General features: G+C 42.4%; 23 protein-coding genes, 3 pseudogenes and 1 other annotated feature. Of the genes and pseudogenes, 10 read left to right on the top strand and 16 right to left on the bottom strand.

Annotated features, from left to right (window positions below; translation table 11 throughout):
* Positions 1 to 56 precede the first annotated feature (56 nt).
* Positions 57 to 1442 (top strand): annotated as a pseudogene (brnQ, locus tag LOSG293_RS03205) (branched-chain amino acid transport system II carrier protein).
* Between the two features lie 81 nt (positions 1443 to 1523).
* Positions 1524 to 2171: a pyroglutamyl-peptidase I gene (pcp, locus tag LOSG293_RS03200; RefSeq protein ID WP_034526952.1), complete on the top strand. Its 648-nt coding sequence runs from the start codon at positions 1524 to 1526 to the stop codon at positions 2169 to 2171.
* A 52-nt stretch (positions 2172 to 2223) separates the two neighbouring features.
* Here the strand turns inward: pcp and LOSG293_RS03195 are convergent, their stop codons facing one another.
* From LOSG293_RS03195 to LOSG293_RS03180, 4 genes are all read right to left on the bottom strand, one after another.
* Positions 2224 to 2985: an acetoin reductase gene (locus tag LOSG293_RS03195; protein ID WP_034526949.1), complete on the bottom strand. Its 762-nt coding sequence runs from the start codon at positions 2983 to 2985 to the stop codon at positions 2224 to 2226.
* Between the two features lie 93 nt (positions 2986 to 3078).
* Positions 3079 to 4068: a protein NO VEIN domain-containing protein gene (locus LOSG293_RS03190; protein WP_034526947.1), complete on the bottom strand. Its 990-nt coding sequence runs from the start codon at positions 4066 to 4068 to the stop codon at positions 3079 to 3081.
* Between the two features lie 17 nt (positions 4069 to 4085).
* Positions 4086 to 5912: a DUF2075 domain-containing protein gene (locus LOSG293_RS03185; RefSeq protein ID WP_191976210.1), complete on the bottom strand. Its 1827-nt coding sequence runs from the start codon at positions 5910 to 5912 to the stop codon at positions 4086 to 4088.
* Complete coding sequence (locus tag LOSG293_RS03180) at positions 5878 to 6183, bottom strand: nucleotide pyrophosphohydrolase (RefSeq protein ID WP_034526943.1); 306 nt, start codon at positions 6181 to 6183, stop codon at positions 5878 to 5880. The genes LOSG293_RS03185 and LOSG293_RS03180 overlap by 35 nt, the downstream gene beginning before the upstream one ends.
* 145 nt (positions 6184 to 6328) lie before the next feature.
* Between LOSG293_RS03180 and LOSG293_RS03175 the strand changes: the two genes are divergently transcribed.
* Entirely contained in the window at positions 6329 to 6847 is a 519-nt protein-coding gene (locus LOSG293_RS03175; protein ID WP_034526940.1) for a DUF1097 domain-containing protein, read from the top strand.
* Positions 6848 to 6930: 83 nt separating this feature from the next.
* Here LOSG293_RS03175 and LOSG293_RS03170 read toward each other — a convergent pair whose 3' ends face one another.
* Positions 6931 to 7689 (bottom strand): NADP-dependent (R)-specific alcohol dehydrogenase, encoded by a 759-nt coding sequence (locus LOSG293_RS03170; RefSeq protein ID WP_034526934.1) that lies wholly within the window; start codon positions 7687 to 7689, stop codon positions 6931 to 6933.
* Positions 7690 to 7983: 294 nt separating this feature from the next.
* Here LOSG293_RS03170 and LOSG293_RS03165 point away from each other — a divergent pair, with 294 nt between their 5' ends.
* A complete protein-coding gene (locus LOSG293_RS03165) occupies positions 7984 to 8544 on the top strand; it encodes a DUF1097 domain-containing protein (protein ID WP_034526931.1) in 561 nt (186 codons plus the stop codon).
* Positions 8545 to 8625: 81 nt separating this feature from the next.
* Here the strand turns inward: LOSG293_RS03165 and LOSG293_RS03160 are convergent, their stop codons facing one another.
* The gene (locus tag LOSG293_RS03160; RefSeq protein WP_235786790.1) at positions 8626 to 9867 is read right to left on the bottom strand and encodes a PTS galactitol transporter subunit IIC; all 1242 of its coding nucleotides are present in this window, start codon (positions 9865 to 9867) and stop codon (positions 8626 to 8628) included.
* Between LOSG293_RS03160 and LOSG293_RS03155 the strand changes: the two genes are divergently transcribed.
* Entirely contained in the window at positions 9839 to 10597 is a 759-nt protein-coding gene (locus tag LOSG293_RS03155) for a sugar kinase (RefSeq protein ID WP_160171696.1), read from the top strand. The two genes, LOSG293_RS03160 and LOSG293_RS03155, sit on opposite strands and share 29 nt — an antisense overlap.
* A 112-nt stretch (positions 10598 to 10709) precedes the next feature.
* Positions 10710 to 11450: a glucose 1-dehydrogenase gene (locus LOSG293_RS03150; RefSeq protein ID WP_034526927.1), complete on the top strand. Its 741-nt coding sequence runs from the start codon at positions 10710 to 10712 to the stop codon at positions 11448 to 11450.
* A gap of 116 nt (positions 11451 to 11566) precedes the next feature.
* Here LOSG293_RS03150 and LOSG293_RS03145 read toward each other — a convergent pair whose 3' ends face one another.
* Entirely contained in the window at positions 11567 to 11992 is a 426-nt protein-coding gene (locus tag LOSG293_RS03145; RefSeq protein ID WP_034526925.1) for a GNAT family N-acetyltransferase, read from the bottom strand.
* Positions 11993 to 12107: 115 nt separating this feature from the next.
* Here LOSG293_RS03145 and LOSG293_RS03140 point away from each other — a divergent pair, with 115 nt between their 5' ends.
* On the top strand, positions 12108 to 12554 hold the full coding sequence (locus LOSG293_RS03140; RefSeq protein ID WP_034526923.1) for a hypothetical protein: 447 nt from the start codon (positions 12108 to 12110) through the stop codon (positions 12552 to 12554).
* A 482-nt stretch (positions 12555 to 13036) separates the two neighbouring features.
* On the opposite strand, the pseudogene LOSG293_RS03135 reads toward LOSG293_RS03140, so the two are convergent.
* Positions 13037 to 14154, bottom strand: a pseudogene (locus LOSG293_RS03135) (NAD(P)-dependent alcohol dehydrogenase).
* A 218-nt stretch (positions 14155 to 14372) separates the two neighbouring features.
* Positions 14373 to 15200, bottom strand: coding sequence for a glycerophosphodiester phosphodiesterase (locus LOSG293_RS03130; protein ID WP_034526921.1), 828 nt, complete (start codon positions 15198 to 15200; stop codon positions 14373 to 14375).
* A gap of 268 nt (positions 15201 to 15468) precedes the next feature.
* Between LOSG293_RS03130 and LOSG293_RS03125 the strand changes: the two genes are divergently transcribed.
* Positions 15469 to 16026 (top strand): LysR family transcriptional regulator, encoded by a 558-nt coding sequence (locus tag LOSG293_RS03125; RefSeq protein WP_051907185.1) that lies wholly within the window; start codon positions 15469 to 15471, stop codon positions 16024 to 16026.
* 111 nt (positions 16027 to 16137) lie between these two features.
* Complete coding sequence (locus tag LOSG293_RS03120) at positions 16138 to 16359, top strand: hypothetical protein (protein ID WP_152551083.1); 222 nt, start codon at positions 16138 to 16140, stop codon at positions 16357 to 16359.
* A 39-nt stretch (positions 16360 to 16398) separates the two neighbouring features.
* On the opposite strand, the gene LOSG293_RS03115 is transcribed toward LOSG293_RS03120, so the two are convergent.
* From LOSG293_RS03115 to LOSG293_RS03095, 5 genes are all read right to left on the bottom strand, one after another.
* Positions 16399 to 16632, bottom strand: a complete 234-nt coding sequence (locus tag LOSG293_RS03115; RefSeq protein WP_034526919.1) for a hypothetical protein — start codon at positions 16630 to 16632, stop codon at positions 16399 to 16401.
* Positions 16613 to 17011, bottom strand: coding sequence for a choline/carnitine O-acyltransferase (locus LOSG293_RS03110; protein ID WP_054645607.1), 399 nt, complete (start codon positions 17009 to 17011; stop codon positions 16613 to 16615). Before LOSG293_RS03110 ends, LOSG293_RS03115 begins: the two co-directional genes overlap by 20 nt.
* A 247-nt stretch (positions 17012 to 17258) precedes the next feature.
* Complete coding sequence (locus tag LOSG293_RS03105) at positions 17259 to 18629, bottom strand: Nramp family divalent metal transporter (protein WP_051907184.1); 1371 nt, start codon at positions 18627 to 18629, stop codon at positions 17259 to 17261.
* Positions 18630 to 19149: 520 nt separating this feature from the next.
* Positions 19150 to 20379 carry a metal-dependent hydrolase family protein gene (locus LOSG293_RS03100; RefSeq protein ID WP_034526914.1) on the bottom strand — a complete coding sequence of 410 codons (1230 nt, stop codon included), beginning with the start codon at positions 20377 to 20379 and terminating at the stop codon, positions 19150 to 19152.
* A gap of 18 nt (positions 20380 to 20397) precedes the next feature.
* Positions 20398 to 22002, bottom strand: a complete 1605-nt coding sequence (locus tag LOSG293_RS03095; RefSeq protein ID WP_034526910.1) for a peptide ABC transporter substrate-binding protein — start codon at positions 22000 to 22002, stop codon at positions 20398 to 20400.
* 87 nt (positions 22003 to 22089) lie between these two features.
* Positions 22090 to 22327 (bottom strand) — a binding site (T-box leader).
* Positions 22328 to 22538: 211 nt separating this feature from the next.
* Between LOSG293_RS03095 and LOSG293_RS03090 the strand changes: the two genes are divergently transcribed.
* Positions 22539 to 23756: an MFS transporter gene (locus LOSG293_RS03090; RefSeq protein ID WP_034526908.1), complete on the top strand. Its 1218-nt coding sequence runs from the start codon at positions 22539 to 22541 to the stop codon at positions 23754 to 23756.
* A gap of 17 nt (positions 23757 to 23773) precedes the next feature.
* On the opposite strand, the gene LOSG293_RS10315 is transcribed toward LOSG293_RS03090, so the two are convergent.
* On the bottom strand, positions 23774 to 23941 hold the full coding sequence (locus LOSG293_RS10315) for a DUF5776 domain-containing protein (protein ID WP_369690583.1): 168 nt from the start codon (positions 23939 to 23941) through the stop codon (positions 23774 to 23776).
* Positions 23913 to 24044 (bottom strand): annotated as a pseudogene (locus tag LOSG293_RS03085) (IS30 family transposase); the annotation flags it as partial. The gene LOSG293_RS10315 and the pseudogene LOSG293_RS03085, both read right to left, overlap by 29 nt.

Here is a 24044-nt window from a genome sequence, read left to right as displayed (position 1 = left end):
ACGCCCTTTGGATTTTATAATCCGAAGGGCGTTTTTTATTTCTCGTTGTGAAGGAGATGTTATTGATGGAACAAACACGCAAATTTACGTGGAAAGAATTGATTGTGGTGGCTTCAATGTTATTCGGAATGTATTTTGGTGCCACAAACTTAACGTTCCCAGTTCAAATTGGCCAACAATCCGGTTCCGCATTTGCAAGTTCAATCATTGGTTTTATTATTACTGGTACGATTTTGCCATTATTAGGTGTTGCCGCTATCGCGATTACGCGAACGAGCGGGGTGTTTGAGCTCGCTCGACCCATTGGCAAAACCTATGTCCTTATTTTTACGGTTATTCTGTACATTGCGATTGGTCCAGCCTTTGCAACGCCAAGAACCGCAACCGTCCCTTTTGAGTTTGGGATTGCCACTCACGTGAGCGCTGCATCGGCACCTATGTGGCTATTCATTTATTCAGCTGCCTTCTTCGTGTGTGTGACGCTATTGTCACTTAACCGCCACAAGATTGCCGACTACCTTGGCCGTTATCTCAACCCATTGTTCATCTAGATGGTGGTCATCCTGCTATTGGTTGCCATCTTCAAACCCATGGGATCTACTGCCGGCCAAGTCGTAACCGGCGCTTGGCGTCACGGTGCCATGACAAACGGGATTATCCAAGGCTACCAAACTATGGATGCCCTCGCTTCCGTTGAATTTGGCGTAGTCGTTATCACCGCAATCAAAGTCTTTGGCGTTAAAAACGAGACCAGGGTTGCTCATTTGACCATCAAAGCCGGTGTCATTGCCGCAAGTGCGATGGCTGTACTGTATGCCGGTTTGGCCTACATCGGCGCAACTAGCCTAGGCCATTTTAAAGTCGCTGCGGATGGTGGCGTTGCCCTTGGTCAAATTACCCAGTACTTCTTTGGAAATGCCGGCGTGTACATTCTCGCCATCATGGCCACCATTACCTGCATGACCACTGCAATCGGTGTCACCACCTCATTTGCGACGGCCTTCAGCAGTATGTTCCCACGTTTTGGCTATAAAACTTACGTTGTGATCGTTTCGGTGATTTCTTTCGGAGTTTCTAACTTTGGGTTTGCCACCATCATCAACGCCGCCGTTCCGTTCCTGATGTTTATCTACCCACTCTGTATCACCTTGATTTTGCTTTCGTTGGCTTCCCCATTCTTTAACCGGGCACGAGTTGTGTACATCATGACGACTATTTTTACCATTGTACCTTCGATTGTCGACGGTCTTAATGCTGCCCCTGCATTCATCGCTAAATCAGCATTCGTGCAAACTTTGATCCAACTGGACAGCAAGTATCTTCCCTTCTTTGCGCAAGGATTAGCCTGGCTTGTCCCAGCCATCATCGGTTTCGTTATTGGGATTGGCATCTATGCGGTGCAACGCATCCGTGAAACCAAAGCGGTGACTGCAGGCGAATAAATGAGGTTGCCTTTAGTGGTTCATAGCCAATTATGATAAAATAATTAGAAATGCTTTGTTGGCTATTGGAGGTCATTCATCATGAAAATTCTTGTCACCGGTTTTGATCCGTTTGGCACCGACATCATTAATCCCTCAATTGAGGCAGTTAAATTACTGCCCGATATGATTGCGGGTGCGGAAATTGTGAAGTTGGAAATCCCGACTGTCTTCGGTAAATGTGCCGAGGTGGTGCATGCCGCTATTTTAAAAGAACACCATGACTATGTCCTAAATATTGGCCAAGCCGGTGGTCGCTTTGGCCTCACACCTGAACGAGTGGCGATTAATTTTGACGACGGCCGAATTGCGGATAATGCGGGCTATCAGCCAATCAATGCAACTATTCATGAGGATGGTCAAAACGCCTATTTCACCCAACTACCAGTAAAAGCAATGGTGCAGGCAATTCGTGGTGTAGGCTTGACAAGCAGCGTTTCAACAACCGCCGGAACATACGTCTGCAACCACATCATGTACCAGGTTCAATACATGATCGATAAAGAATTTCCAACTCTAAAAGCCGGTTTCATGCACATCCCCTTCCTACCAACACAGGTTCTGACACGACCAAATACGCCATCATTGAGTTTGATAGATGACGTTAAAGGGATTCAGGCTGCCATTGAGGCGATAGTGGGAAGAGATGGCTTGGAGGATGTTGAGAGTGTGGAAGGAATAATTGCATAGAAAATTGGACGAAAAAACCGGAATCCTGTTTGGGGATTCCGGTTTTACTTGTTTATGAGTATTGAATACCACCGTCAACCATGATTGACTGTCCGGTAATGTAATCTGACTTCTTGTCTGCAAGGAAGGAAACTAAATTGGCAACATCAGCTGGTTGTTCGCCACGACCTAAAGCAATGCCATCAATATACTTTTGCTTGGTTTCGCCTAGCGGAACATCATATATTTTAGCCATTGCGGAATCAATTTGATCCCACATTGGCGTCAACACAATCCCTGGGCAGTAGGCATTGACCGTAATCTGATCCTTAGCTAATTCCTTCGCGGCTGCTTGCGTTAAACCACGGACCGCAAATTTGGTTGCCGAGTAAATGCCCAAAAGTTCAAAACCTTCGTGTCCTGCAATAGAACAAGCATTGATAATTTTACCGCCCTTACTCTGCTTCTTAAATTGTGTAGCCGCGGCCTGGATGCCATAAATATCACCATTAACGTTAATTTGGAAAATCTTATTTATATCTTCTTCAGAGGCATCAATGACTTCGCCAATTTCTGCAATTCCAGCATTATTGACCATCACATCGAGTTGACCGAAGTCTTTCACTACTTGATCAACTAAATCAAATACGGCTTGCTTCTTTGAAACATCGACAAAGTAACCCTTAGCTTCTCCACCAAGTTCTGCAGCAACTTTTTCGGCATTGACCCTGTTTAAATCAGCAACTGCAACCGTTAAGCCATCTGCTGCAAGCTGTTTTGCAATCCCTTCGCCAATACCTTGTCCGCCACCTGTAACAATTGCAACTCTTGCCATAACGTGTGCCTCCTAGAAGGATAATTTTTATAAATATTAACGCTTTCATTATGGCATAGTGAAAAAAGTAAAACAATATCATTCTACTTTTCTCTATAAAGAAACTCGATAATTTATAGCATCAAATTTCAGGTTATTTAAATCCTCATCTTTTATAATTCGAAGCCGTGCAGGCCTGATCGCTACTGCATCTAGTTCAAATACTCGAAAAATTTGATAATCTTCTACATCGGAGTTTTTAGTTAATTTCATTTTAGCTACTTCATTCGCAGACATGAAAAATGGGCTATCTTTACCAGTGGTAGTTTTGACTTCTATATAAATTTTATGACCACTTTTCTCATGAACTAGTTCTATATCATATCCTGCACTATCGTTCCCACTGCTTCCATCCAGATTACTCGAAATTGGTTTTATTTGATAACCTGCATATTTTTCATTTTCTCTTAGGTATTTTAGAACAGATTCTTCTCCACTTAATCCAACTTGTTTATTAACTTCGTTGTTATCATGGAATACTTTCTTAGAGTTCGTTAATGCATAATATGATTCAGTCTCACGCAAATTTCGTCCCGAGTTCATCTCTAATACCAATTTGGAGACAACATGTGTGTCAGTCTCCGTGCTCAGTAAATCGATAAGAATATTTTCAGATTTCTCAGTAATTAATTTCAGCAACATTTCTCCTTGAGTTTGGGAAAGTTGCATCAAATACCGTTGCTTATAGGTTCCGTTTTTTGCAAAGATACTGCTTAATTGGTTCATTTGAGAATCATTTAAGCTTGAAAACGGGATTTGTATTTCATGCATTCTGCAGTTTACTTCCCAACCATCATCATTCCATGTTTGATTAGAAAATGCGGATGGTTTGGGTGCACTATGCGATCCTACTATTACCCGGCTGACTGCATATATAACCTTTTTATAAACATGAAACACAATATCGCCCTTCTGGACGTCTCCCATCAATGTATACGGACCATAGTGTTTATTATTAGCATCCAATTTAGGAGACCACATAATTTGTCTTTCCGACTCAAACTTCTTTGTCTGATTTTGTGAAACGATATAGAATTTCGACATACATTCCCCCCTAACTATTACTGATAATCTTTTTCTTTTTGCAGTTGCAGTAATTTACTTTGAAGTTCTTCATCAACGGCGTAAATATAAAGTCCTCTCATACCACGAGTTAACAAGACGTTCAGTTCATTGGCTAATAGTTCATCTGCAACCTTAATTTTCGAATGATCTTTTAATGTCCGATTTTGAATTGCCTTACTGTTAAAACTAGCTTCTGGATCATAAATAATTCTGCCGTTCCGATATTTAACTGATGGACCAATAATGACCCCACTATAATTCAAATCAAAGCCTTGGATAGTATAAGTTGAGCCAACCTCGTTAATCGTCTGAGGTTGCTCTGCCCATGATAGAGATTTATTGTTTCGTTTCTCTTCCTTACTTTGCTTCAGCTGTAAATTCCAGGCTTTCTTCCAATCACCAATTTCGACATTCCAGTATTCATCGCCATTGTCAGGATGTTTCTGTTGAATATACTTCCAGTCATAGGTTGCAAGCATTCGAGATAATCCATTTTCTTTAATTTCTTTATCACTGACATGCTTTCTAATTTCGTTTTCTAAATTCTCTGGTGAAGTCATGATCTTCAAATCATACCCGCGTGAATCTTTGGGAATATTACTTAGTTTTCTATCGTAAACCATGGATTTTACCCATTCTACAGTTTCTGGATCAGCGTCCATTCGCATTTGATTTCTTAATTGAATTAGATTATTCTGCCGCTTAGCTGATTCCCGTAATTCATCCATTTCAGAATCTTCCCAATATTCCTCGGTTGTTAAGGTCTGATGCTTGTCGAAAATTACTATTACAACTCTTGCTCGTTTCAGCAAATCTACAAGTTGGTTCTCCCCTCGATAAGACATTTTTCCTTGAGTCCATAGTAAATGAGCTTCATCTACCAGAATAACGTCTACTGGATCATTAGGTGAATGTGTATTAATGAAATGTGTAGGTTTGCTGACTGCGCCATCGCCTTTCTTAGTTAAACCTAGCTTCACTGCAATTTCTTGGTAGACCTTAAGTTGCTGATCATGATTCACTAATAAATAGTTACGCATGCTAACGTCAGTTTCCAAGGTGCTTAATAAGTAAAACAAACTACTCAGAAGAACCGTTTTTCCAGAACCAGCTTCACCTTCTACAAAGATTAATTGGCCCCTTTTTTCTTCTTTTAATGCCTCACTCACTTTATCCATAATCCGTTCACGGGATACAGATTGCTCCTTAGTCAATGAATGAAACGGAGAAGCTTTAAAGATTGCCTTCTCACGTATAATACTTTCTAAAGGAAATAATTCCTGATTTTGCTTATTTAGCTTTCTCCAAAGTTTGGTAAATATTTTCTCCATTTCAGTACTAGTGTAGTATTTATTTTGACTATTAGAACGACGATTATTTAATTTTTTAACAGCATCCACACTACTCAAATAAAGCATTAGGCGATTCTCGATATCTAAAGTCAGCGATTTATTGAAATGCTCGTGACCTATCACCAGCATCTTAACCTCATCTACGTTTGCTAATCTTTCCCAATCTTTTCTTTCTCTTGGGTCATCATCTAAATGTTGCAACGTTCGCCGCCCTATGTTGTTTGTTTCACCAACGTAAACTTCATATGTATTGGCTGTTTTACCCTTTTTTGAATAATAAATGACATAATCTGTGGGATAGTCCATGATCAATTCTCGTTTCTCATCACTATCTTCCAGAGAATGGCTAAGTGAGCTAACGACGTTGTGATCATACTTCACTTCTTCTACAATTGGGCCTTTCATAAAGATACTCCTTCCTTCTCTATTAAATGCATCAATCAAATTTCCATTTTCTGCCTTGATTTTCATCCATCTTATTCCGAATAATTTCGTAAGGATTCACATTTAACTTCTCACACATATAAAAAGCATAAATTAATGTATCTGCCAGCTCATCCTCTAAGTGTCGCTGTTCTTTGGAAGAGAGTTGCTTCGACTCATCTTTCCATTGAAAAACTTCAAGCACTTCACTAGCTTCTAAATTTAAAGACAAGGCAAGGTCTTTCAGATTATGATATTTCTCCCAGCCTCTATCATTCCTAAATTTAATAATCTCATTTTGTATTTGCTCGTACTCCAATTACCGACACCTCCTACGTTCTTTATGCTGCATGTATCTTATTATATAACAGGCCTTGACATAAATACTGATTGTTAACGATTTCCCCCTTCCCTTTCTCCCCCTTCTCCTATACAATTCAAAATAAAAAAGGAGCTTCACTCCCATGAAAATCCCCAAGATTGTTTGGTTTGATTCGATTGGCGTCGGTCTCTTCACATTCATATATAGCTTAATCATGACTGGCTTCTCACTGTGGATGGGTGCCGCCGCATTTATCGCAGTATCTTTCTTCTTCGGCGCCGGTTTTCCCAAGGATAAAATCTGGAATATCATCGCTAGCTTCATTGCTGGTATCATTTGGGGACTCATCGCCTATAATTTGCTGCAGATACCCGCTATTTCGACGATGTGGGCCTCTGCCATCATGTTTGGCATTATGACCTTTCTCGCCCTCTTTTTGCAGGGAACAGTGCTTAAATTCACGATTGTCCCCGCCTGGCTGATTACCTGGGGAACGTTCATGCTGATTGTCAGTAATATCGCGGTCAACAACTGGCCTCTGTTCGTTTTCCAGCTACTGGCTTCGATGCTACTTGGCATCTTCGGCATCGGCTACACGTCTCACTATTTAAACAAGTGGTTGTTCCACCTGTTTCCGGATAAAGACGACCAATCTAAATAAATCGGCAAAGAGGCCCCGCTCACTATGATGTGAACGGGGCCCTTTTCAAGTCCATTTAAATTTTTTTAATCATATAGTCTCTCTTATTGTGCCGTATATCCGCCATCAACCACGAATTCTGCACCCGTCGCAAACTTAGACTCATTTGAAGCAAGATAGACACAAATATAAGCAATGTCGTTTGGTTCACCAATGTGTCCCATCGGCGTCTTAGTGCGTTGTGACATTGCTTCTTCAGCACCTGGCAGGTCATCAACTAGTGGCGTCTTAATGTAGCCTGGGTGAACGGTATTAACTCGAACATCGTAGTCCTTCAGCGCACAGTCTACGGCGGCCGACTTACTCATGATTCGCACGGCACCCTTTGAAGCGTTGTAGGCACCCAAATTAGGATCTCCAACAAATCCTTCAATTGATGACATGTTAATAATTGAAGCCCCCAGATTCTTATTCTTCATTCGTTGAATCCCTAGACGAGTTCCAAAGAAGACACCATCAAGATTGACTGACTGCAGTTGACGCCATTCCTCAGTAGTGGTTTCTTCAAGACTCTTATTCACGGCCATTCCAGCGTTATTAACCACCGTTGTAACTGGTCCAAAGACCTTTTCGGTTTCATCAAACAAATCAGTCCAGCTTTGCTCGTCGGAAACATCCTGTTTGAAGTAACGAATCACGTCATCCCCGCCAATTTGCTTCGCGGCAGCTTCCAAAGCGTCAACGTGACGGCCAGTGATCATTACCTTGGCGCCTTCTTCTACAAATTTATTGGCGATTGCTGCCCCAATGCCTAAGCTACCACCAGTTATAATTGCCACCTTACCATCTAATCGATGCGTCATCTGTATTACCTCCGTTTGTTTGGTAAGCTAAAATCAATACCACTTGTTCATTATTTCACTAAGATAGATTTACTTCAAGTGCTTTATTTTTTATAACCGTCGTTTTTATTGCTACCGCCACCATACCAATTTCCTCATTAGCGTCATGCAAACGACCAAAACTCTCGTCCACACAACTCAAATGTTACCTCCATCAGTGGAACCTCCCCTAATTTTACGGTATACTTAAACTTCTGTGCGTGGCTTCATACAAGCCATGTAAAATTAGGATGATTCAACAGAAGGAGTACATACATGAAAGTTTCGAAACAATCTTTATTTGACAGCATCGGCATCGGTCTATTTACCTTAATTTACAGCATCGTGATGAGTGGTTTTTCACTCTGGATGGGTGCGAGTGCGTTTATTGCCGTCGCCTACTTTTTCGGTGTCGGTTTTCCAAAGGACCAAGTTTGGAACATTATTGCTAGCTTTACCACCGGAATTGTCTGGGGACTAATTGCTTTCAGCCTGCTCCAAATGCCAGGTATGGATCAAACATTACCTACCGCTATTATTCTTGGAATCATGACGTTCCTAGCCATCATTCTTCAAGGTTCCATCATGAAATTCACTATCGTCCCTGCTTGGTTTGTTAGTTGGGGAACGTTCATGCTAATCGTATCCAACGTTAAATTTGATAGCATGCCAATATTCATGCTTCAACTCTTTGCAACGATGTTACTGGGTATTTTTCTCATTGGCTACGGATCTGATGCGCTTAACAAAGTGCTATATCGCTTCTTCCCTGAAGAAGGAACAGAACCCGAAGTAAAAATCGAAGAACTTGATGAACTCGGTGAAATAGAAGATTAAATAACCAGCGTTACTACAAAGGCCCCGCTCACACGATGATGTGAACGGGGCCTTTTCAAGTACATTTAAATGGTTTAAATCTTAACGTCCAGTAACTGTTTCAGCTGCTTCGGGAGCTTCAACGGCTTCTGCACTTTCCTCAGAAATGATTGCTTTACGGTTCCAGACCATCAATGCCAATGCGAAGACAACAAGGACAGCGGCACCAACGACAGCAAAGTGAGTTGACAATTCATATACGGCCCATGCTAATGGACTCGTTGCAAAATCAATACTGCCAACATAAGTAGTACCGGCAGGAATCAAGTTTGCTTGCACCATCTTGACAGATTGTGTGAAGATTTGGCCAACACTAGTTGCGAACAACAAGCCAAAGACCATCATGATTGCACCAGTGATGAATGAACGGATTAAGTTTCTCTTCGTGTATGGCAAGATTAATGGGAAGATGTAAATCAAACCAGCTAAGCTACCAAGTGGCAGGAATTGGTTTCCTGGAATGATAACGGCAAGTAACAAGATTACTGGTACAAGGAATAATGAAGCAACAAGGGTTACTGGATGTCCAACAAGCAACGCTGGTGTCATACCAATGCTGAATGAACGACCAGGAAGCTTAGTGCTAATAAGTTCTTGTGAACGTTTTGAAATTGGGCTCAAGCCTTCAATAAACATACTGGTAATCCGAGGAATCAAGACCATTACAGCACTCAAGATAATGGCGAGCTTCATGATCTTGTCCACTGGATATTGGGCCAAAACACCTAGGATAGCCCCGATGACAAGACCAAGGAAGATTGGGTCACCAAGAATACCAAAGCGCTTTTGCATCTTTTCAGCATCCAAATCAATACTACGAAGACCAGGAATACGCTCGATTACCCAATTAATCGCAATTGCGAATGGTGCAAAGGCGACTGTGTAACCGTGAGTAATTGAGATACCCTTCAAGTCTTCGCCATAGAAGTTTTCCATCTTCTTCTGGGTCCGATCGGCTGCAACCATCGAAATAATGTAAGTAATCGCAGCAGCGAATGCGCCCCACCAGAAGCTGTTCGTTTCAATAGAAACTAATGAACCGACAAAGGCATAGTGCCAGTAGTTGAACAAGTCAATGTTCAGCGTCTTAGTGGTTTTCGTCACCAACATCACAACGTTTAACAGTAGTCCCAAAGGAATGACCAAGGCACCAATTTCAGTACCGAATGCAACCGCTGACGCAGCTGGCCAACCAATATCCAATGTTTTCAAGTGCAAACCATAAATCTTGACCATGGCGCTAACCGCTGGTCCAATGTTGTCAGCCAATAATGGCGTTAACACTGATGCTTTGATTCAAAAAGCCCACGAATATACCGGTTTTTACTTTAAAAATCGTGTCAGCGATGGTGATCCTCAGGTTGCCTATTTCCGCAATAATTCAGCCGTCAACCGTCTCCAACCTGAGGACATTGACGACGCAATTTTTGACGGCCTTAAGGTGCTTCACATCACTGGAATTTCGCTGGCACTTAGTTCTTCGTGCCTAAAAATGGCCGAATACTTAATTGATAAAGCGCACTCTTTGGGCGCAATCGTTACATTTGACCCCAATATTCGTCCACAACTTTGGGCTTCCAAGGAACAAATGCGTGAAACGATCAACCACATCGCAGATCGATGTGACATCGTCATCCCAGGCGTTTCTGAAGGAACGCAACTGACAAGCGAAACAACATTAGAAGATATCGCTGATTTCTACCTCAACATGACGACACCTTCAATGGTCGTCTTGAAGAATGGGACAGTGGGCGCATTTGCTAAGGAAGCGAATGGTGACATCACTAAAGTCCCTTCCTTCCACGTCAGCCACGTCGTCGATACGGTCGGCGCTGGAGACGGATTTGCAACTGGTTTAATCTCCGGATTAATCGACAACCTCTCTGTCAAAGAAAGTTTGGTTCGAGCAACCGCAATTGGTGCCTTAGCTATTCAAAGCGAGGGTGACAATGCCGGCTACCCAGTTAAATCTGATCTTGAAGCCTACATCAAAACTAATGCCGTAACTGATTAACCAGGAATCCATTTAAGATGGGTTCTTTATTTAAAGATTTATGTAAGCGTTTACATTACGATTAACTAGGACTATACTAATGGTGTACAAACCATTAATGGAGGTCCTAATCATGGGTAGACTAGATGGAAAAGTAGCAATTATCACTGGCGGCGTCAAAGGCTTTGGCTTAGCAAGCGCCAAAATATTTGTGCGCGAAGGTGCTAAAGTCGTCGTCACCGATGTTGACGAAACCGGCAGTTCTGATGTGTTAAACGAACTCGGTGGCGTTAATGCCATCTTTGTTTCACAAGACGTTTCCAAAGAAGATAGTTGGGAACCCGTTTTTAAAGCTGCGGTCGAAAAATTTGGCCATGTTGATGTTTTGCTCAACAACGCTGGTATTTTGTCATTCAACGATGCGGAACATGTCGATATTGATGAATGGCACAAAATTCTTTCGGTCGATTTAGATGGCGTCATGCTAGGTGTCAAGTACGCCATCAAGTACATGAAGGACGGCGGAGGCTCCATCATCAACATGTCGTCCATCGCTGGCCTGATTGGGATCTCTAATCTATATGCTTATAATGCCGCTAAGGGTGGCGTGCGGATTTTGACGAAGTCAGCTGCCCTTTACTGCGCAGAGCAACACTACCCAATTCGCGTTAACTCGATTCACCCCGCCTACGCTCATACACCAATGGTTGATGCGTACCCTGAAATGCGTGAGACGTTAGAAAAGCTGCATCCAGTTGGCCGTTTGGGAAGTGCTGAAGAAATTGCCAATATGGCGCTTTACCTTGCGTCAGATGAATCATCCTTCTCCACAGGTTCCGAATTTGTGGTAGATGGTGGTTACACAGCGCAATAGATTTTAATTGAATCCCCCTCCTAAAAAAAACAATCCCGTCACTCAAATTGAAGTGGCGGGATTGTTTTTTGAAGTTCATTCGCTGATCAAGAGATGCCGGAACTTTATCATATCTATTATTTCCTATGCCACGCCATCTCATAATCATTTTGCCCAGTATCCTCATCTATTCCCGTATTGGTAATTTTAAAACCTTCTCGCTCGTAAAATACGATTGCTCGCTGATTTAACTGGTAAACATATAGTGTTAATTCGTTTCGAATTATTTTAGCGTGATCAAGTAATTGTTTGCCGACACCCTTAGAACGTGCATTTTGGGCAACAAAAATCCCTGCAATATAATTGTCCATTAATCCAACGAATCCGTTAATATTTCCATTTTCAACGTTAACAAAAACCTCAGCCTTAGGGAGCATTCCCTCAATCAAATCATAGTTGCCTTGCCAATAACTGGTCGAAATAAAATCGTGTGCCTCAATGTTAGCCGAAAGCCAAATTTGCATCACTTGTTTAAGTTCATCTTGTTTCATTAGTCTAATCATAGGAGTACCGCCTTTGCTGAGAGTATAGCATACCGCCTTCAATCTTAATCATTATTAAATTACCAGTTCCCCCGCGCTAAGCTTATAATAAAAGCATCAAAGGGAGGAACCACTCATGAAAAAGCAACTCAAATTATTACTCGCCATTGTTACAATGGCCGTTTTTGCCATCGTTGGAGTAAGCGCCAGCCAGCAAAACGTACATGCAGCCTCAACCTACGTCCAGGTTGGTAACTGGAAACTATATCGCAACGGACTGCAAACCCAGACCTACTATAAAACTACAGCAAAAGTTTCCGCAACCGTTGAATGGTACACCGAATCTGGCACAACGCTTCACACCTCAAAAGTCTCCCTACCAAAGGGAACTGTTGTGGCCGGCCACAAGTATTCTGGTGGCAACACATTAAATGGGCAAAACGGTGTCGATATTGCCTATGATATGCTGAACTATTCTATTTTAAAGACTCACGAAAATAATCAGCATCGCATCATTTCAATTTTTGCGACTAAGAACGCCAAATTTACGCATGTTAAAGCGCCAACCTACATGCCTACCTAGAGTAAAGGGGCACTTCTACAAGGTAGCAAGAGTACAATTGCCGCCGGGAGCAATAAGCAAAAGGTTCAAATTACTTCGAACGGCTACATTGAATTACACAAGAATAGTAGCAAAAAGCCTTCTGCCTCAGTTAAGATCAACAAAACGCTGGTTAAGGGCAGCACCCGCTACCTTTATACCAGCAAGAAAATTTCAGGAATTACGTTCAAACACGTCAGAACAAGTGGCAAATATCAATATCGCTTGGCTCTAAAGAACCTGCACAAGCCTTTCAAAATCGCTGGAGATTCATCCAACGATATTAACAACACCTACTACAGCACTTATTCTGTAGGCGGCAAAACGTACTCCGTTTTAATCTCAAATAACGAAGAAAATTAGATAGTTCGTAACCGAAACGACAATAAAGTGAACCCCCAAGATTGGACAGAAAAACCAATCTTAGGGGTTCACTTTAGTTTACGGTGTTTCTTTTGCACTTTTTATGCTGGTTGGTAACTTTCATCAATGACCAATACTGGCTTGATGGTCTTACCACTGATTGAATCAGCATTTGCTTGGTTAATTTCACTAAACTTGTAGAACTTTTCAGTCTTATCGAAGTCAAACATGCCCTTACGATAGAACTTGATCAAACGAGGAATATCGATTTGAGGAATTGAATCACCCATGTTAACACCAATAACGGATTGATCGTTCACACATAAGTCGTTCCAAGTGTCCAAATCAACGTGGTTTGGTGTAACGGCGATGCAAGCAGAAGTGCCACCTTGGTTTAAGGCGTGAATGGATTGTTCCATCACGGCACTAACACCAGTGGTATCAACAGTAAAGTCAACGCCACGACCTTCTGTTAACTTCTTGATAGCTTCGACAGCGTCTTCCTTTTTACTGTTAACAACGTCAGTAGCGCCAAGTTCCTTCGCTAATTCCAAACGAGAATCAACGATATCGACGGCGATTACCGTTGTACAACCGGAAATTCGACCGGCCATCATTGCAGCCAGGCCAACGGCACCAATACCGAATACGGCGATTGTTTGACCTGGACGAGGTTTCAAGGTGTTTAAAACCGTTCCTGAACCAGTAACGTAGCCACACCCAGAGGTCCGAGTTTACGTAAATCGAGGTCCTTTGGTACTTTAACCGCATTCCGCTCACGGACAACCGTGGTCGTCGTGAATGATGATTGGTCAAACATATCGGCGACATCATGGCCATCTTCGGTGAAGTGTGCCGTTTCATCAGGACGGACACCTGACAAATTATTAGCAGCATAGTGTAAACACTTGGTTGGTTCACCCTTCAAACAGTTTTCACAGTTACCACAAGCGTAGAAGGATAACACAACGTGGTCACCGGGGACGAAGTTTTGAACGTTCTTGCCGACTTTTTCGACAATTCCTGAACCTTCATGCCCTAATACGATTGGATATGCAATTTCTGCATCACCCTTACGTAAAGCTTCATCCGAGTGGCAAATCCCACTGGCGACCATCTTAACTTGGATGTCGTCATCAGTCATATCGGCTAATTCAACGTCATCCCTAATGTGGAAATCTGAACCCTTTTTGTCCACAATAGCTGCACTAATTTTCATAACAGATCGCACTCCTTATCATAATGAAAACGCTTACTGAAATTCAGTTATAACAGTTTGTGAATGAAAATTCAAATGATTTTTCCAGTGTTCATTCTTTCGGAATCTGATTTGCCCCGTTTTCAAAGCAATCTTTCATCACCCGTCGTTTGAATTTGTTTCACATGAAACTTTCAACACACAAAAAAGGCATTCATCTCTGAATGCCCTCTTCCATTCTATTCACCAAAATAGCTAACCGCCTGTTTTGTATCGTCCGTAAACAAGCCATCGAAATCACTTAAAATCTCATTCACATAAGCAGCATGACCATCAAGTACGTAACCGACCGCCTTGCGATGGTACTTATGGATTAACTTAGCATTTTCCGATGTCACCCCCGGTGTATAAACGGCCACAATATTAACGGCCCTGGGTAAAGTCTTCAATCGTTTTTCTAAGTAGGTGTAGTTCGAATTGGCGCCATTCACCAGTAACATTTCCGGCGCTTTGGGTAACTTTTTGTGCATGTAGTTCAAACTTGCAAGGCTAAACGACTGGAGAATCACATTACTCTGGAGTTTATGCTTCTTAATTACCGCAATAATCCCCTTTTCGAGCTTATAACCACCCTTGGCCGTTTTCTTAGTTTCGATGACATAGTTGATCTTGTTTTTATAGCGGCCCATCACATCTTTTAGCGTATGCAATTTTTCACCATTTTTGAGCTTGGCCTTTTTAATTTGCTTATATGTCGAACCGGTAATCGTAATGTTTTTACTCGTATTCTTTTTCAAGTTGTTGTCGTGAGACACCACTAACTGGTTATCCTTCGACAAAATAATATCCTGTTCAATGAACTTGCTACCATTCTTGATGGCAAAATTATAACCGGCAAACGAGTGCTCTGGATAGTTTAACGGGCTTCCTCGATGTGAAATAATCATCGGCTTTTCTAAATTGTAATTGTTCAACGAACCAACTGTCGCCGCCTGGACATTCGTTAACCCTAACGAACCCAATAATAATGCAATCAAAACTAAATAACGCTGATGCTTCCTGTGCATGTGTCTGTTTCCCCCTGAGAATTACAATAACTCTTCTCAGTTTACATGAAGATATCATAATTGCCAGAATAAATTGAAACTAAATGAGACGTTAAATTAGGCTTCTGGATACTTTGCAACTCTGTCAATGATAATTACATTTTTTCTTACATAAGGTTAAAAAATGTTCATGTATGCTTTTTAAACATATGTAGGACGGCATTTTTGTATTTAATTCTTTGTGAAAAATTGATATGATTAAGTTCCAATTAATGGGGAGGTTTTTAAATTGGATATCACAGTATTGCGTCACTTTCTAGTAATCGTTGAAAAACATAGTATTTCTAGCGCTGCACATTACCTACATATGTCTCAACCAACGCTTTCACGCCAAATCGGTGAGCTAGAACGGGACCTGGGTGTCACTCTTTTTACACGGGGTCCACGTGAAATCACGATGACTCAAGATGGTCATTATTTGGTTGCACGCGCTAAAGATATCATTGCACTCGTCGACAAAACCACTAATAACCTTCATGCAGGAGAAGGCACTATCCGTGGTGAATTAAATATTGGCGCCGTTGAAAGTACCAAATTAACGAGTTACATGAAAGTCATCGACGCCATCATTCAGGATTTTCCGGATGTCCGAATTCAACTGCATACCGGTAGTAACAGTGAGGTTCAGGCTCAACTTGATTCTGGTGTATTAGATTTTGGAATTGTGGTCGGTAAAATGCCACTTCACCAATATTCCACTCTTAAATTCCCAGAAACTGAGTGTTGGGGACTCAGTTTACCGAAGAATCACGCCTTGGCAAAAGAGTCATCAATTACAATCACGTAAACGGCTGACCTACCAATTTTAATTCCAGAAGAAATCGCTATTCACGAGAATCTACAACAATGGTGGACAAAAACGCCAAACCAAACTAGAATCGCTGGTACTTACAATCGAGTGTTCAATGCTCTGTCTCTGGTTAATAATGGTCACGTAAGCGCACTAAGTCTGGAGCAACCAGTCGATACTGAGATTCATCCGAACGTGACGTTTAAAAAATTAGATCCCGAAGTCAATGAACCTGTTGTCTTGATTTGGCAAAATAGTCTGACAATGTCGACCGTGGGCCAAGTTTTCATTGAACGAATGCAAGAAGCCCTACAAAACAATGAATCCTAACACAAAGACGTCTCCCGATTTTAATCGAGAGGCGTCTTTTTACATGGTAAATACTAACCGCTTATCCGGTTCCCTTTGCCAGTCCTCACTGACATCGGCGAGCGGAACTGCTTCAGTCTCAACAATGAAATGACCGGCTGAAATCAATTTGGCCAATTCTGGTAACTCTTTTAAAAATTCAGTTGGCGCTACAGAGCCCATTCCACTTCCAACTAAATTCAAAGTAACTGCCCTTAAAGCAGCTGCCGGTAGCTTAATATCGGCACCGGCCATGCTGCCGATTTCGACCCAAGTTATCGTCTTTTGTGGCTTTACAATCAAGCTTAGTAAACTTTTCCACCCAGTTTGCGAGGCCAATCAGATTTTCTTGAACCGCCTGAGCAAATGCATCGGCACGGGCTTGGTCACCCCAACTCGAAACCGTGACCACGATATGTTCCGGCATCACGCCGTAGTAAACGCCGAGACCGTCTGCCGATGTTGGTGCGAATGAGAAGGAACTCACCAACTCATTAGGCACTGCCGTCGTAGATAGGTAATCCGTCCTTAATTTAGCCAATTCTGGTGACTCAAACAGGGCGTGGGCTGCCACAAACTTTTGGCTAGTATCAGCTTTCATCATGTTTTCCAGCCCCAATAAGTGTCGTTCCACTCCTTTTATATCTCTTTAAATTCGATTTTTCCATTATATCGAATTTATAAAATGATTTTTACACTTAATTATTCGATTTTAGCCGTTTATCGAATTTATATTTAGATATTAAGTTTCATAAAATTGATTTTCGGTGTTTTTAGGATTTATATCTTCAAAACGATAATTAAAAATTCGATTTATCAGAAACTACAAAAAAGCTCCCAACCGAATTACTTCGATTAAGAGCTTCCATAATTTATAAATTTTAAGCGATAACGCCGACTGTTTGGAGGATCAAGTAAATATTTAAAATAATCAGCACAATCGTTGCAGTCCAGGCACTGTAATTCACCCAAGGACCGTTCGCGAATTCCTTCATCAGCTTCTTGCTACTTGTAAAGATAACCAGCGGTACGACCGCAAATGGTAATGCAATACTCAAGAAGACTTGCGAGAAGGTCAAAAGGTTTTCAATCTTGGCTTCGTCACCATGGTAGTAAATGGCAAATGCCAGCACTGGGGCAACTGAAATTCCCCGAGTAATAATCCGTTGAGCCCAAAGTGGCATCTTCAAGCGGATGAACCCTTCCATGATGATTTGACCAGAAAGCGTTCCAGTAATCGTTGAGCTTTGACCAGATGACAGCAAAGCAACTGCGAACAGCATACTCAATACTGGACTGGCAATGGCACCAACGATTTGGGAATTGCTTAAAGCGTTGAACAAATCAACGAAACGGCCGAGGTCACTGCTAGTACCGTAGAACAGTGAAGCTCCTAAAATCAGGAGCAAACTGTTAACAACGAATGCGACAGTTAGTTGTAAGTTTGAATCAATCTTTGAAAAACGAACTGCTTGAGCCAGGCCCTTACGATCTTCACGATCAACCTTCCGAGTCTGAGAAACGGATGAACCCAAGTACAGGTTATGAGGCATGACCGTTGCACCAATAATACCTAATGACAGGTAAAGCATTGAATGGTTCGTTAAAATCTTATCTGAAGGAATGTAACCCTGGATAATACCACCGATACTTGGGTTAGCAAGTAGTACTTCATATGCGAAAACCAGTAAGATAACGCCGACTAGTGTTGCGACAATAGCTTCAATCTTCCGGAATCCTAAACGCATCAGTAACAGCAGGATTAAAACATCCAACGTTGTAATAATGATACCGACAATCAACGGAATATCGAATAATAACTTAATTGCAATCGCAGATCCAATAATTTCAGCAATATCCGTTGCCATGATGGCTAGTTCGGTAATCACCCAAAGGAAGAAACCCATCCCCTTTGACGTATGTTCCCGAGTTAATTGTGCAAGGTCCTTTCCCGTCACAATTCCCAACTTAGATGCCATGGCTTGCAGTAGCATCGCAATCAAACTTGAAATCAGGATAACCGCGAGCAGCGAGTACTTGTACTGTGCCCCACCAGCGATTGACGTAATCCAGTTACCTGGGTCCATATACCCCACGGCAATCAATACGCCCGGTCCCGTGTACGCCATTAAAGTCCGCCAGAAACCGGCTCCTTGTGGCACGACAACGCTACCGTTTACCTCATCCAAACTTTTGCTTTCAGTTGGATCCAACGCAAACTTCGATTCTTCATTAACACTCGTTGCTTTCATAGTATTCCCTCTTTTCTATTGGCTTAGAAATTCAGGTGATCTCAAAATTGAACAAACTGATAGATCTTGATTTATAGAAGTTTAAACTCAGCTAGTGCTTCAAAACTAGTTATTTTTAAACCGCCATCAATCGCCATCACTTCAACAATCCAAAACCTCCTCAAACTGCGGACTCTTTAAGCCCATGATTAATATAACACGAAAACTTGCTAAGTCAATATAAATTGGTTAACTATTTTGTGAAAAATGAAAATAGTTGTGAAAGCGCATACTCTGGGCAATTATTTGCCATTAGTTTTTTAATTTCACAAATCAAAAAACCGATTATTTTTTTGTTATTCTGGATTAATTTTCTACTTATTAATAACCAATCCACTTTAAAGTTTTAGGGACTAAAAAAGAGCTAACCATTTAGATTAGCTCTTTATGCATACCGCACTAGATTTGCGAACTTGGCCTCACAATAATCGGCCCACATTTTTGAACATCCAACTATCAATCGTTTGGTCAATTTTATCGATTATTGTGCCACGGTCTGACTTAATTCGACTAAGGTTTCACCAGCTCTTTGGGTGCCATGCTGGAAGACCAACTTTTCGCCCTGCAGTTGTTTGAGATCAGTTAGTGGTGACTTTTCGGTAATAATAAAATCAGCAAACTTTCCAGTTTCAAGCGTCCCATAGTCGCCATCAATCCGTAACAATTTGGCACCGTTTCGAGTTGCAGACTGCAAGATTTGTAGTGGGGTCAGATTACTTTGCGTTTGCATCAGCTCCAGTTCCCACATGCTGTCATTGGCAAAGTCGTTAAATGGCGTCCCTGCATCCGTCCCCATCGCGATTGGAATACCAGCTTTAGCAGCTTTTTCAACACTCGCTTTATGTGCTAACCAGTGTCCCGTTGCCTTTTCCATCATCCAATCCGGCAATAAGCCTTGCCCACGATTGATAATGGCCCACATCGCGTTAAGCGTTGGAACCAGCGTTGTACCGTGTTCCAGCATTAACTCAACCGCCTCATCATCGATGTAAAAGCCGTGCTCGATTGAATCGACACCAGCGCGAACAGCATTCTTAATACCTTCATTTCCTTGGGCATGGGCCGCAACCGGAATGCCCTTATGATGGGCTTCAATAACGCCGGCGCGCATCTCTGCTTCGGTTAATTGAATATCATTTGGTGTCTCACCATCCCAAGAAACACCACCAGTAGCCATAAATTTGATGTTTTTAGCGCCCATCTTGAGTAATTGACGAACGCCCTTCCGCATCTCATCAGGAGAATCCACCTCATGAGATGATTCACTGAAATGACCACCCGTCATGGTGAAGGCACCACCAGATGCAATTACACCTGCACCGGTGATAAAGCCTTCCCGTTGCATGGCCGAAATCGCAATATCAATATCGTTTGCCACTCCAACACTTCGCGTGTATGTAATCCCGTTTTCAAGTAAGCTCTTCATATTTTTCATCGCAAATTGGGTTTGCCAAGCTGGGGTTTCAAATCGTGCGTCAGCGGACGTCATCCCGGTTGGGCCACTTGTAATGTGAGAGTGAGCGTTAATCATCCCCGGCATCAAGAATTGCCCGTGCAAATCAAACGTTTGATCGTAAGTTGCAGTTGCCGTGCCTTGACCCGTTTCAATAATGCGACCGTCCTCATTGTTAAAGCCAATAAAACTGTTGGCCTGAAAATCATCGTGATTGCCATCAAATAAGTTTGCGTTCATTAATAAAGTTTTTGTCATAAAGGTTCCCCCCAATTGTTATTTCCAATAAGCGTATTTATACAAACTGTAATTCAACATGCCGTAGTGAATACCGCCGACTTTAGTGCTCAACAGGTGCGCAGTTGCTGGTTGATAAAGCGGAATCGTGCCTTGAATGGCCATCAAGCGCTCATCAGCCTGCTGAATATAAGCAGCCCGCTCTTTGTCACTATACTTACCGAGGTTGTTGGCTTTTGCCATCAGTGCCTCGTATTTGGCATCCGTCCACTGAGTAAAGTTGATGGTGTTGCCCTTAGTGGCCAAGTTCATCATGTCGGTTGGATCTGGATACTCAGTGGAATACCCGGTTAAATTAAATTCAAACTTCCCAGCAAAATCACGTGAAACGTGCTGGGCGTGCGGAATCGACGTCAAATTGATTTTCAATCCGGGCAAGTATTTCTCAAGTTGGCCCTGAACGTACTGGCCAACCTTCTTGTCGGAATCCGTATCATCCGTCAATAGTTCAACCGTCAAACTCGTCTTACCGGTCTGTTTCTGGAACGTTTCCCAGTAAGCCTTTGCCTGCTTCAAATTGTAGGTTTGAAGCTTATGACTACCGTAATAATCCTTGCCAGTTCGTGGATCTTCATACTGATCCTTGATAATCTCGCTTTGGGCGGCAACGGAACCGTCCTGTAGTACTTGTTTGGTAATCGCGGTTCGGTCTAGCGCTTTGCTAACCGCACGAGCTAAGTTTGGATTGTTCAATGTCTTGTTTTGAGCATTGAACATCAGGTAGTTCAATCGATTTTGTGGGGTGATGTAAAGACTTTTATCATTTTCATCAGCCTTAACAAACTGGCCTGAGACTTGCGTTTCTTGAACCTGACCGGATTTAAACAGGTTCTGTGCGGTACTTGGATCCGATACCACCCGCGCCTTGATTGTTCGAATCTTGGTTGTCTTGGCATCCCAATAGTCATCGTTGGCCTTATAAGTCCAACTATCCTTAGACACATTCCAGTCAGCTAATTCATAAGCACCATTACTGACCGTCTTTTCACTGCTTGTGCCATATTGACTGCCATACTTGGCAATGGCGTTTTGACTCAGTGGATAAATTTCCGTCAGTAGGAAGTCAAACCAAGTGGTCCGCTGATTCAACTGAATTTGCAATTTGTGCTTGGATAACGCTTTGATACCTAGCTTGCTAGTGGGTAATTTACCTGTGTAAACCCCCTGATAATTCTTGATAGCCTTGAGACTATCTGTATTTTGCGACTTCGTTTTCGGATCAAGATGCCGTCGTAATGAGAACACGAAATCCTGAGCAGTAACCGGGTCGCCATTGCTCCATTTGGCGTTCTTTCGAAGGTTAAAGGTATATGTCTTGCCGTTATTAGTCGGTTTGACAATCTTGGATGCCACCCCAGGAATGATCTTACCGTTAGCGTCCATTGAATAGATGCCCTCGTAAATTTGTCGTTGGATCAAGGATGAGTTTGTATCCAACGCTTTATCGGGGTCGGCCGTCATTGCTTTACCGGGAATGGTAATATTTAGCGTCTTGTTACTACTCGCCTGCGAGTTACTACACGCGCCTAATAAAAGACTACTCGCTCCGAGAATTAAAATACCGATCAACTGATTGTGTTTCATGAAGATCCCTCCAAAAAATGAATTTTGGCAAATAATCGATTACTGCTCAAAAAAATAAACAAAAAACGCCCTGCCAGGTCTAAGCCTAAACAGGGCGTTTACACGCGGTACCACCTGATTTTGAAGTCCTTAAGACTACCTTATCCGTACAGCAACTTTCGTTACGATACGTCAACACGGTAATGGGTGTCACCATCGCGAACTTTGATTACTCATCGCTCGCGCCACTCAAAGGCTACTTTCATTTAGCTGACTGGGCTTCCTTTCACCGACCGAAGCTCGCTTCACCAGTCTAATTAAATGTTCTCCTTATCTGTGCGTTTTCTCATTTATTTTTAATGATTGTAGTATGCGACTATTTAAAAGGCTTGTCAACACTAAAAATGAAAAATAAATGAGAATCCTTCTTCTTAGTCTGCTGATCCAAAAATAACTTGGGTAAAATATCCCCCTAACTATCTTACCCAATCATAGCCTTTATTTTTTCCCAGTTTGGATTATCATAAATATGAAGACCGATTTGAGGAGACTTTTAAATGAATTCAAACACACGTCCACAATGGCAGAAAAATTTGACTGCATTGTGGCTAGGTAACTTTGTAACCGGAGCGGGGTTCAGCATGAGTTTGCCGTTCCTGCCCTTATTTATTTCGACCATGGGCACCTATTCCAAAAGTGAGCTCGCGCTGTATAGTGGACTGGCCTTCTCGGCAACCTTTCTAAGCCAGGCGATTGTCTCACCACTCTGGGGTAAACTCGCCGATCGTACTGGACGGAAACCGATGCTAATCCGAGCAGCTGCCGGGATGACGATTACCGCCACCTTAACCGGACTGTCACAAAACGTATGGACATTGATTCTTTTGCGATTAATTCAAGGAACCTTTTCGGGCTATATCAATAATGCGTATGCATTAATGGCCAGTGAAGTGCCAATGACCAAGAGTGGTAAAACAATGGGCACCCTCACGACCGGAAACGTTGGCGGCCAGCTGATTGGTCCCATCATTGGTGGTTATTTGGCCGGTTTTCTCGGCTATCGCGTCCCATTTTACTGTTTCGGGGGCTTGATGCTGATTGCCACCTTGACGACCCTGTTCTTCGTCAAAGAAGACTTCACGCCAGCCACTAAAAACAGCAAATCGAAAGAATCACCTTTCAAACGGATTAAGAACCCAACAGTCGTTTGGGCCATGATCATTTCGTCCATGCTCATTCAAGCAGCAACGACTTCCATCAACCCCATTCTCAGTTTATTCGTCAAAGAACTGATGCATGGCACTGGAAACGTCGCATTCGCCAGTGGGATTATTGCGGCTCTCCCCGGTATTGCGACTTTAATGGCCGCACCAAGTTTGGGAGCCCTCGGCGATCACATTGGTGCCCAACGTGTGCTGGTAGCCGGTCTGATTTTCTGTGGTCTCGTCTTCTTCCCGATGTTTTTCGTCGCTTCGGTCATTCAGCTCGGCATTCTGCGATTCCTCGTTGGTATCTCAGACGCCGCATTGTTGCCCGTGACCCAAACCGTTATGACGCTAAACACCCCAAACGATGTGGTGAGCCGAATTTTCAGCTATAATCAATCGTTTCAGGCCATTGGTTCCGTTATTGGACCATTATTAGCCTCGGCGGTCGCAGGCGTCTTAGACTACCGATACGTCTTCTTAATGACCACTATTCTTGTCATCATCAACTTAATCATCGTCGTTGGCGCTTATCGCCACGATGCCCAACAAAAAGAGCCGATCGCATAACGATCGACTCTTTTGCGTTATTTTGTAGCTGTGACAAACAAACGATTAGCGGTAACGTAATGGCCGTTCGTCAATTGAAAACGAGTAACTGATCCAACTGTTACAATTCGCTTAACTCGCATTGCGACACCCTTTTTGAGTAGGCAAATTACAAGTTTAATCCGAACAAGCCCGGAATCTTTCAACGGCAGTCTGTTGATGATGTATTTTTAATGGTCGTTGATTAATTAGTTCAAGTGCTGCTAGGATCTCATCAGTCGTTACTTGGCTAAAATTGGTCTTTTTCGG

The sequence above is a fragment of the Secundilactobacillus oryzae JCM 18671 genome, from assembly GCF_000740055.1.
GTDB lineage: Bacteria > Bacillota > Bacilli > Lactobacillales > Lactobacillaceae > Secundilactobacillus > Secundilactobacillus oryzae.
This window is presented reverse-complemented; position numbering and strand designations above follow the sequence as displayed.

What these genes read in the sequence shown, in the direction of transcription:
- LOSG293_RS03115 (WP_034526919.1), bottom strand. Translation starts at nt 16,632, where the DNA reads ATGGCCGGTGCCGATATTAAGCTACCGGCAGCTGCTTTAAGGGCAGTT.
- LOSG293_RS03095 (WP_034526910.1), bottom strand. Translation starts at nt 22,002, where the DNA reads ATGAAACACAATCAGTTGATCGGTATTTTAATTCTCGGAGCGAGTAGT.
- LOSG293_RS03130 (WP_034526921.1), bottom strand. Translation starts at nt 15,200, where the DNA reads ATGCACAGGAAGCATCAGCGTTATTTAGTTTTGATTGCATTATTATTG.
- LOSG293_RS03175 (WP_034526940.1), top strand. Translation starts at nt 6,329, where the DNA reads ATGAAAATCCCCAAGATTGTTTGGTTTGATTCGATTGGCGTCGGTCTC.
- pcp (WP_034526952.1), top strand. Translation starts at nt 1,524, where the DNA reads ATGAAAATTCTTGTCACCGGTTTTGATCCGTTTGGCACCGACATCATT.
- LOSG293_RS03150 (WP_034526927.1), top strand. Translation starts at nt 10,710, where the DNA reads ATGGGTAGACTAGATGGAAAAGTAGCAATTATCACTGGCGGCGTCAAA.
- LOSG293_RS03090 (WP_034526908.1), top strand. Translation starts at nt 22,539, where the DNA reads ATGAATTCAAACACACGTCCACAATGGCAGAAAAATTTGACTGCATTG.
- LOSG293_RS03190 (WP_034526947.1), bottom strand. Translation starts at nt 4,068, where the DNA reads ATGTCGAAATTCTATATCGTTTCACAAAATCAGACAAAGAAGTTTGAG.
- LOSG293_RS03170 (WP_034526934.1), bottom strand. Translation starts at nt 7,689, where the DNA reads ATGACGCATCGATTAGATGGTAAGGTGGCAATTATAACTGGTGGTAGC.
- LOSG293_RS03105 (WP_051907184.1), bottom strand. Translation starts at nt 18,629, where the DNA reads ATGAAAGCAACGAGTGTTAATGAAGAATCGAAGTTTGCGTTGGATCCA.
- LOSG293_RS03145 (WP_034526925.1), bottom strand. Translation starts at nt 11,992, where the DNA reads ATGATTAGACTAATGAAACAAGATGAACTTAAACAAGTGATGCAAATT.
- LOSG293_RS03155 (WP_160171696.1), top strand. Translation starts at nt 9,839, where the DNA reads ATGTTGTCAGCCAATAATGGCGTTAACACTGATGCTTTGATTCAAAAA.
- LOSG293_RS03165 (WP_034526931.1), top strand. Translation starts at nt 7,984, where the DNA reads ATGAAAGTTTCGAAACAATCTTTATTTGACAGCATCGGCATCGGTCTA.
- LOSG293_RS03100 (WP_034526914.1), bottom strand. Translation starts at nt 20,379, where the DNA reads ATGACAAAAACTTTATTAATGAACGCAAACTTATTTGATGGCAATCAC.
- LOSG293_RS03195 (WP_034526949.1), bottom strand. Translation starts at nt 2,985, where the DNA reads ATGGCAAGAGTTGCAATTGTTACAGGTGGCGGACAAGGTATTGGCGAA.
- LOSG293_RS03185 (WP_191976210.1), bottom strand. Translation starts at nt 5,912, where the DNA reads ATGAAAATCAAGGCAGAAAATGGAAATTTGATTGATGCATTTAATAGA.
- LOSG293_RS03140 (WP_034526923.1), top strand. Translation starts at nt 12,108, where the DNA reads ATGAAAAAGCAACTCAAATTATTACTCGCCATTGTTACAATGGCCGTT.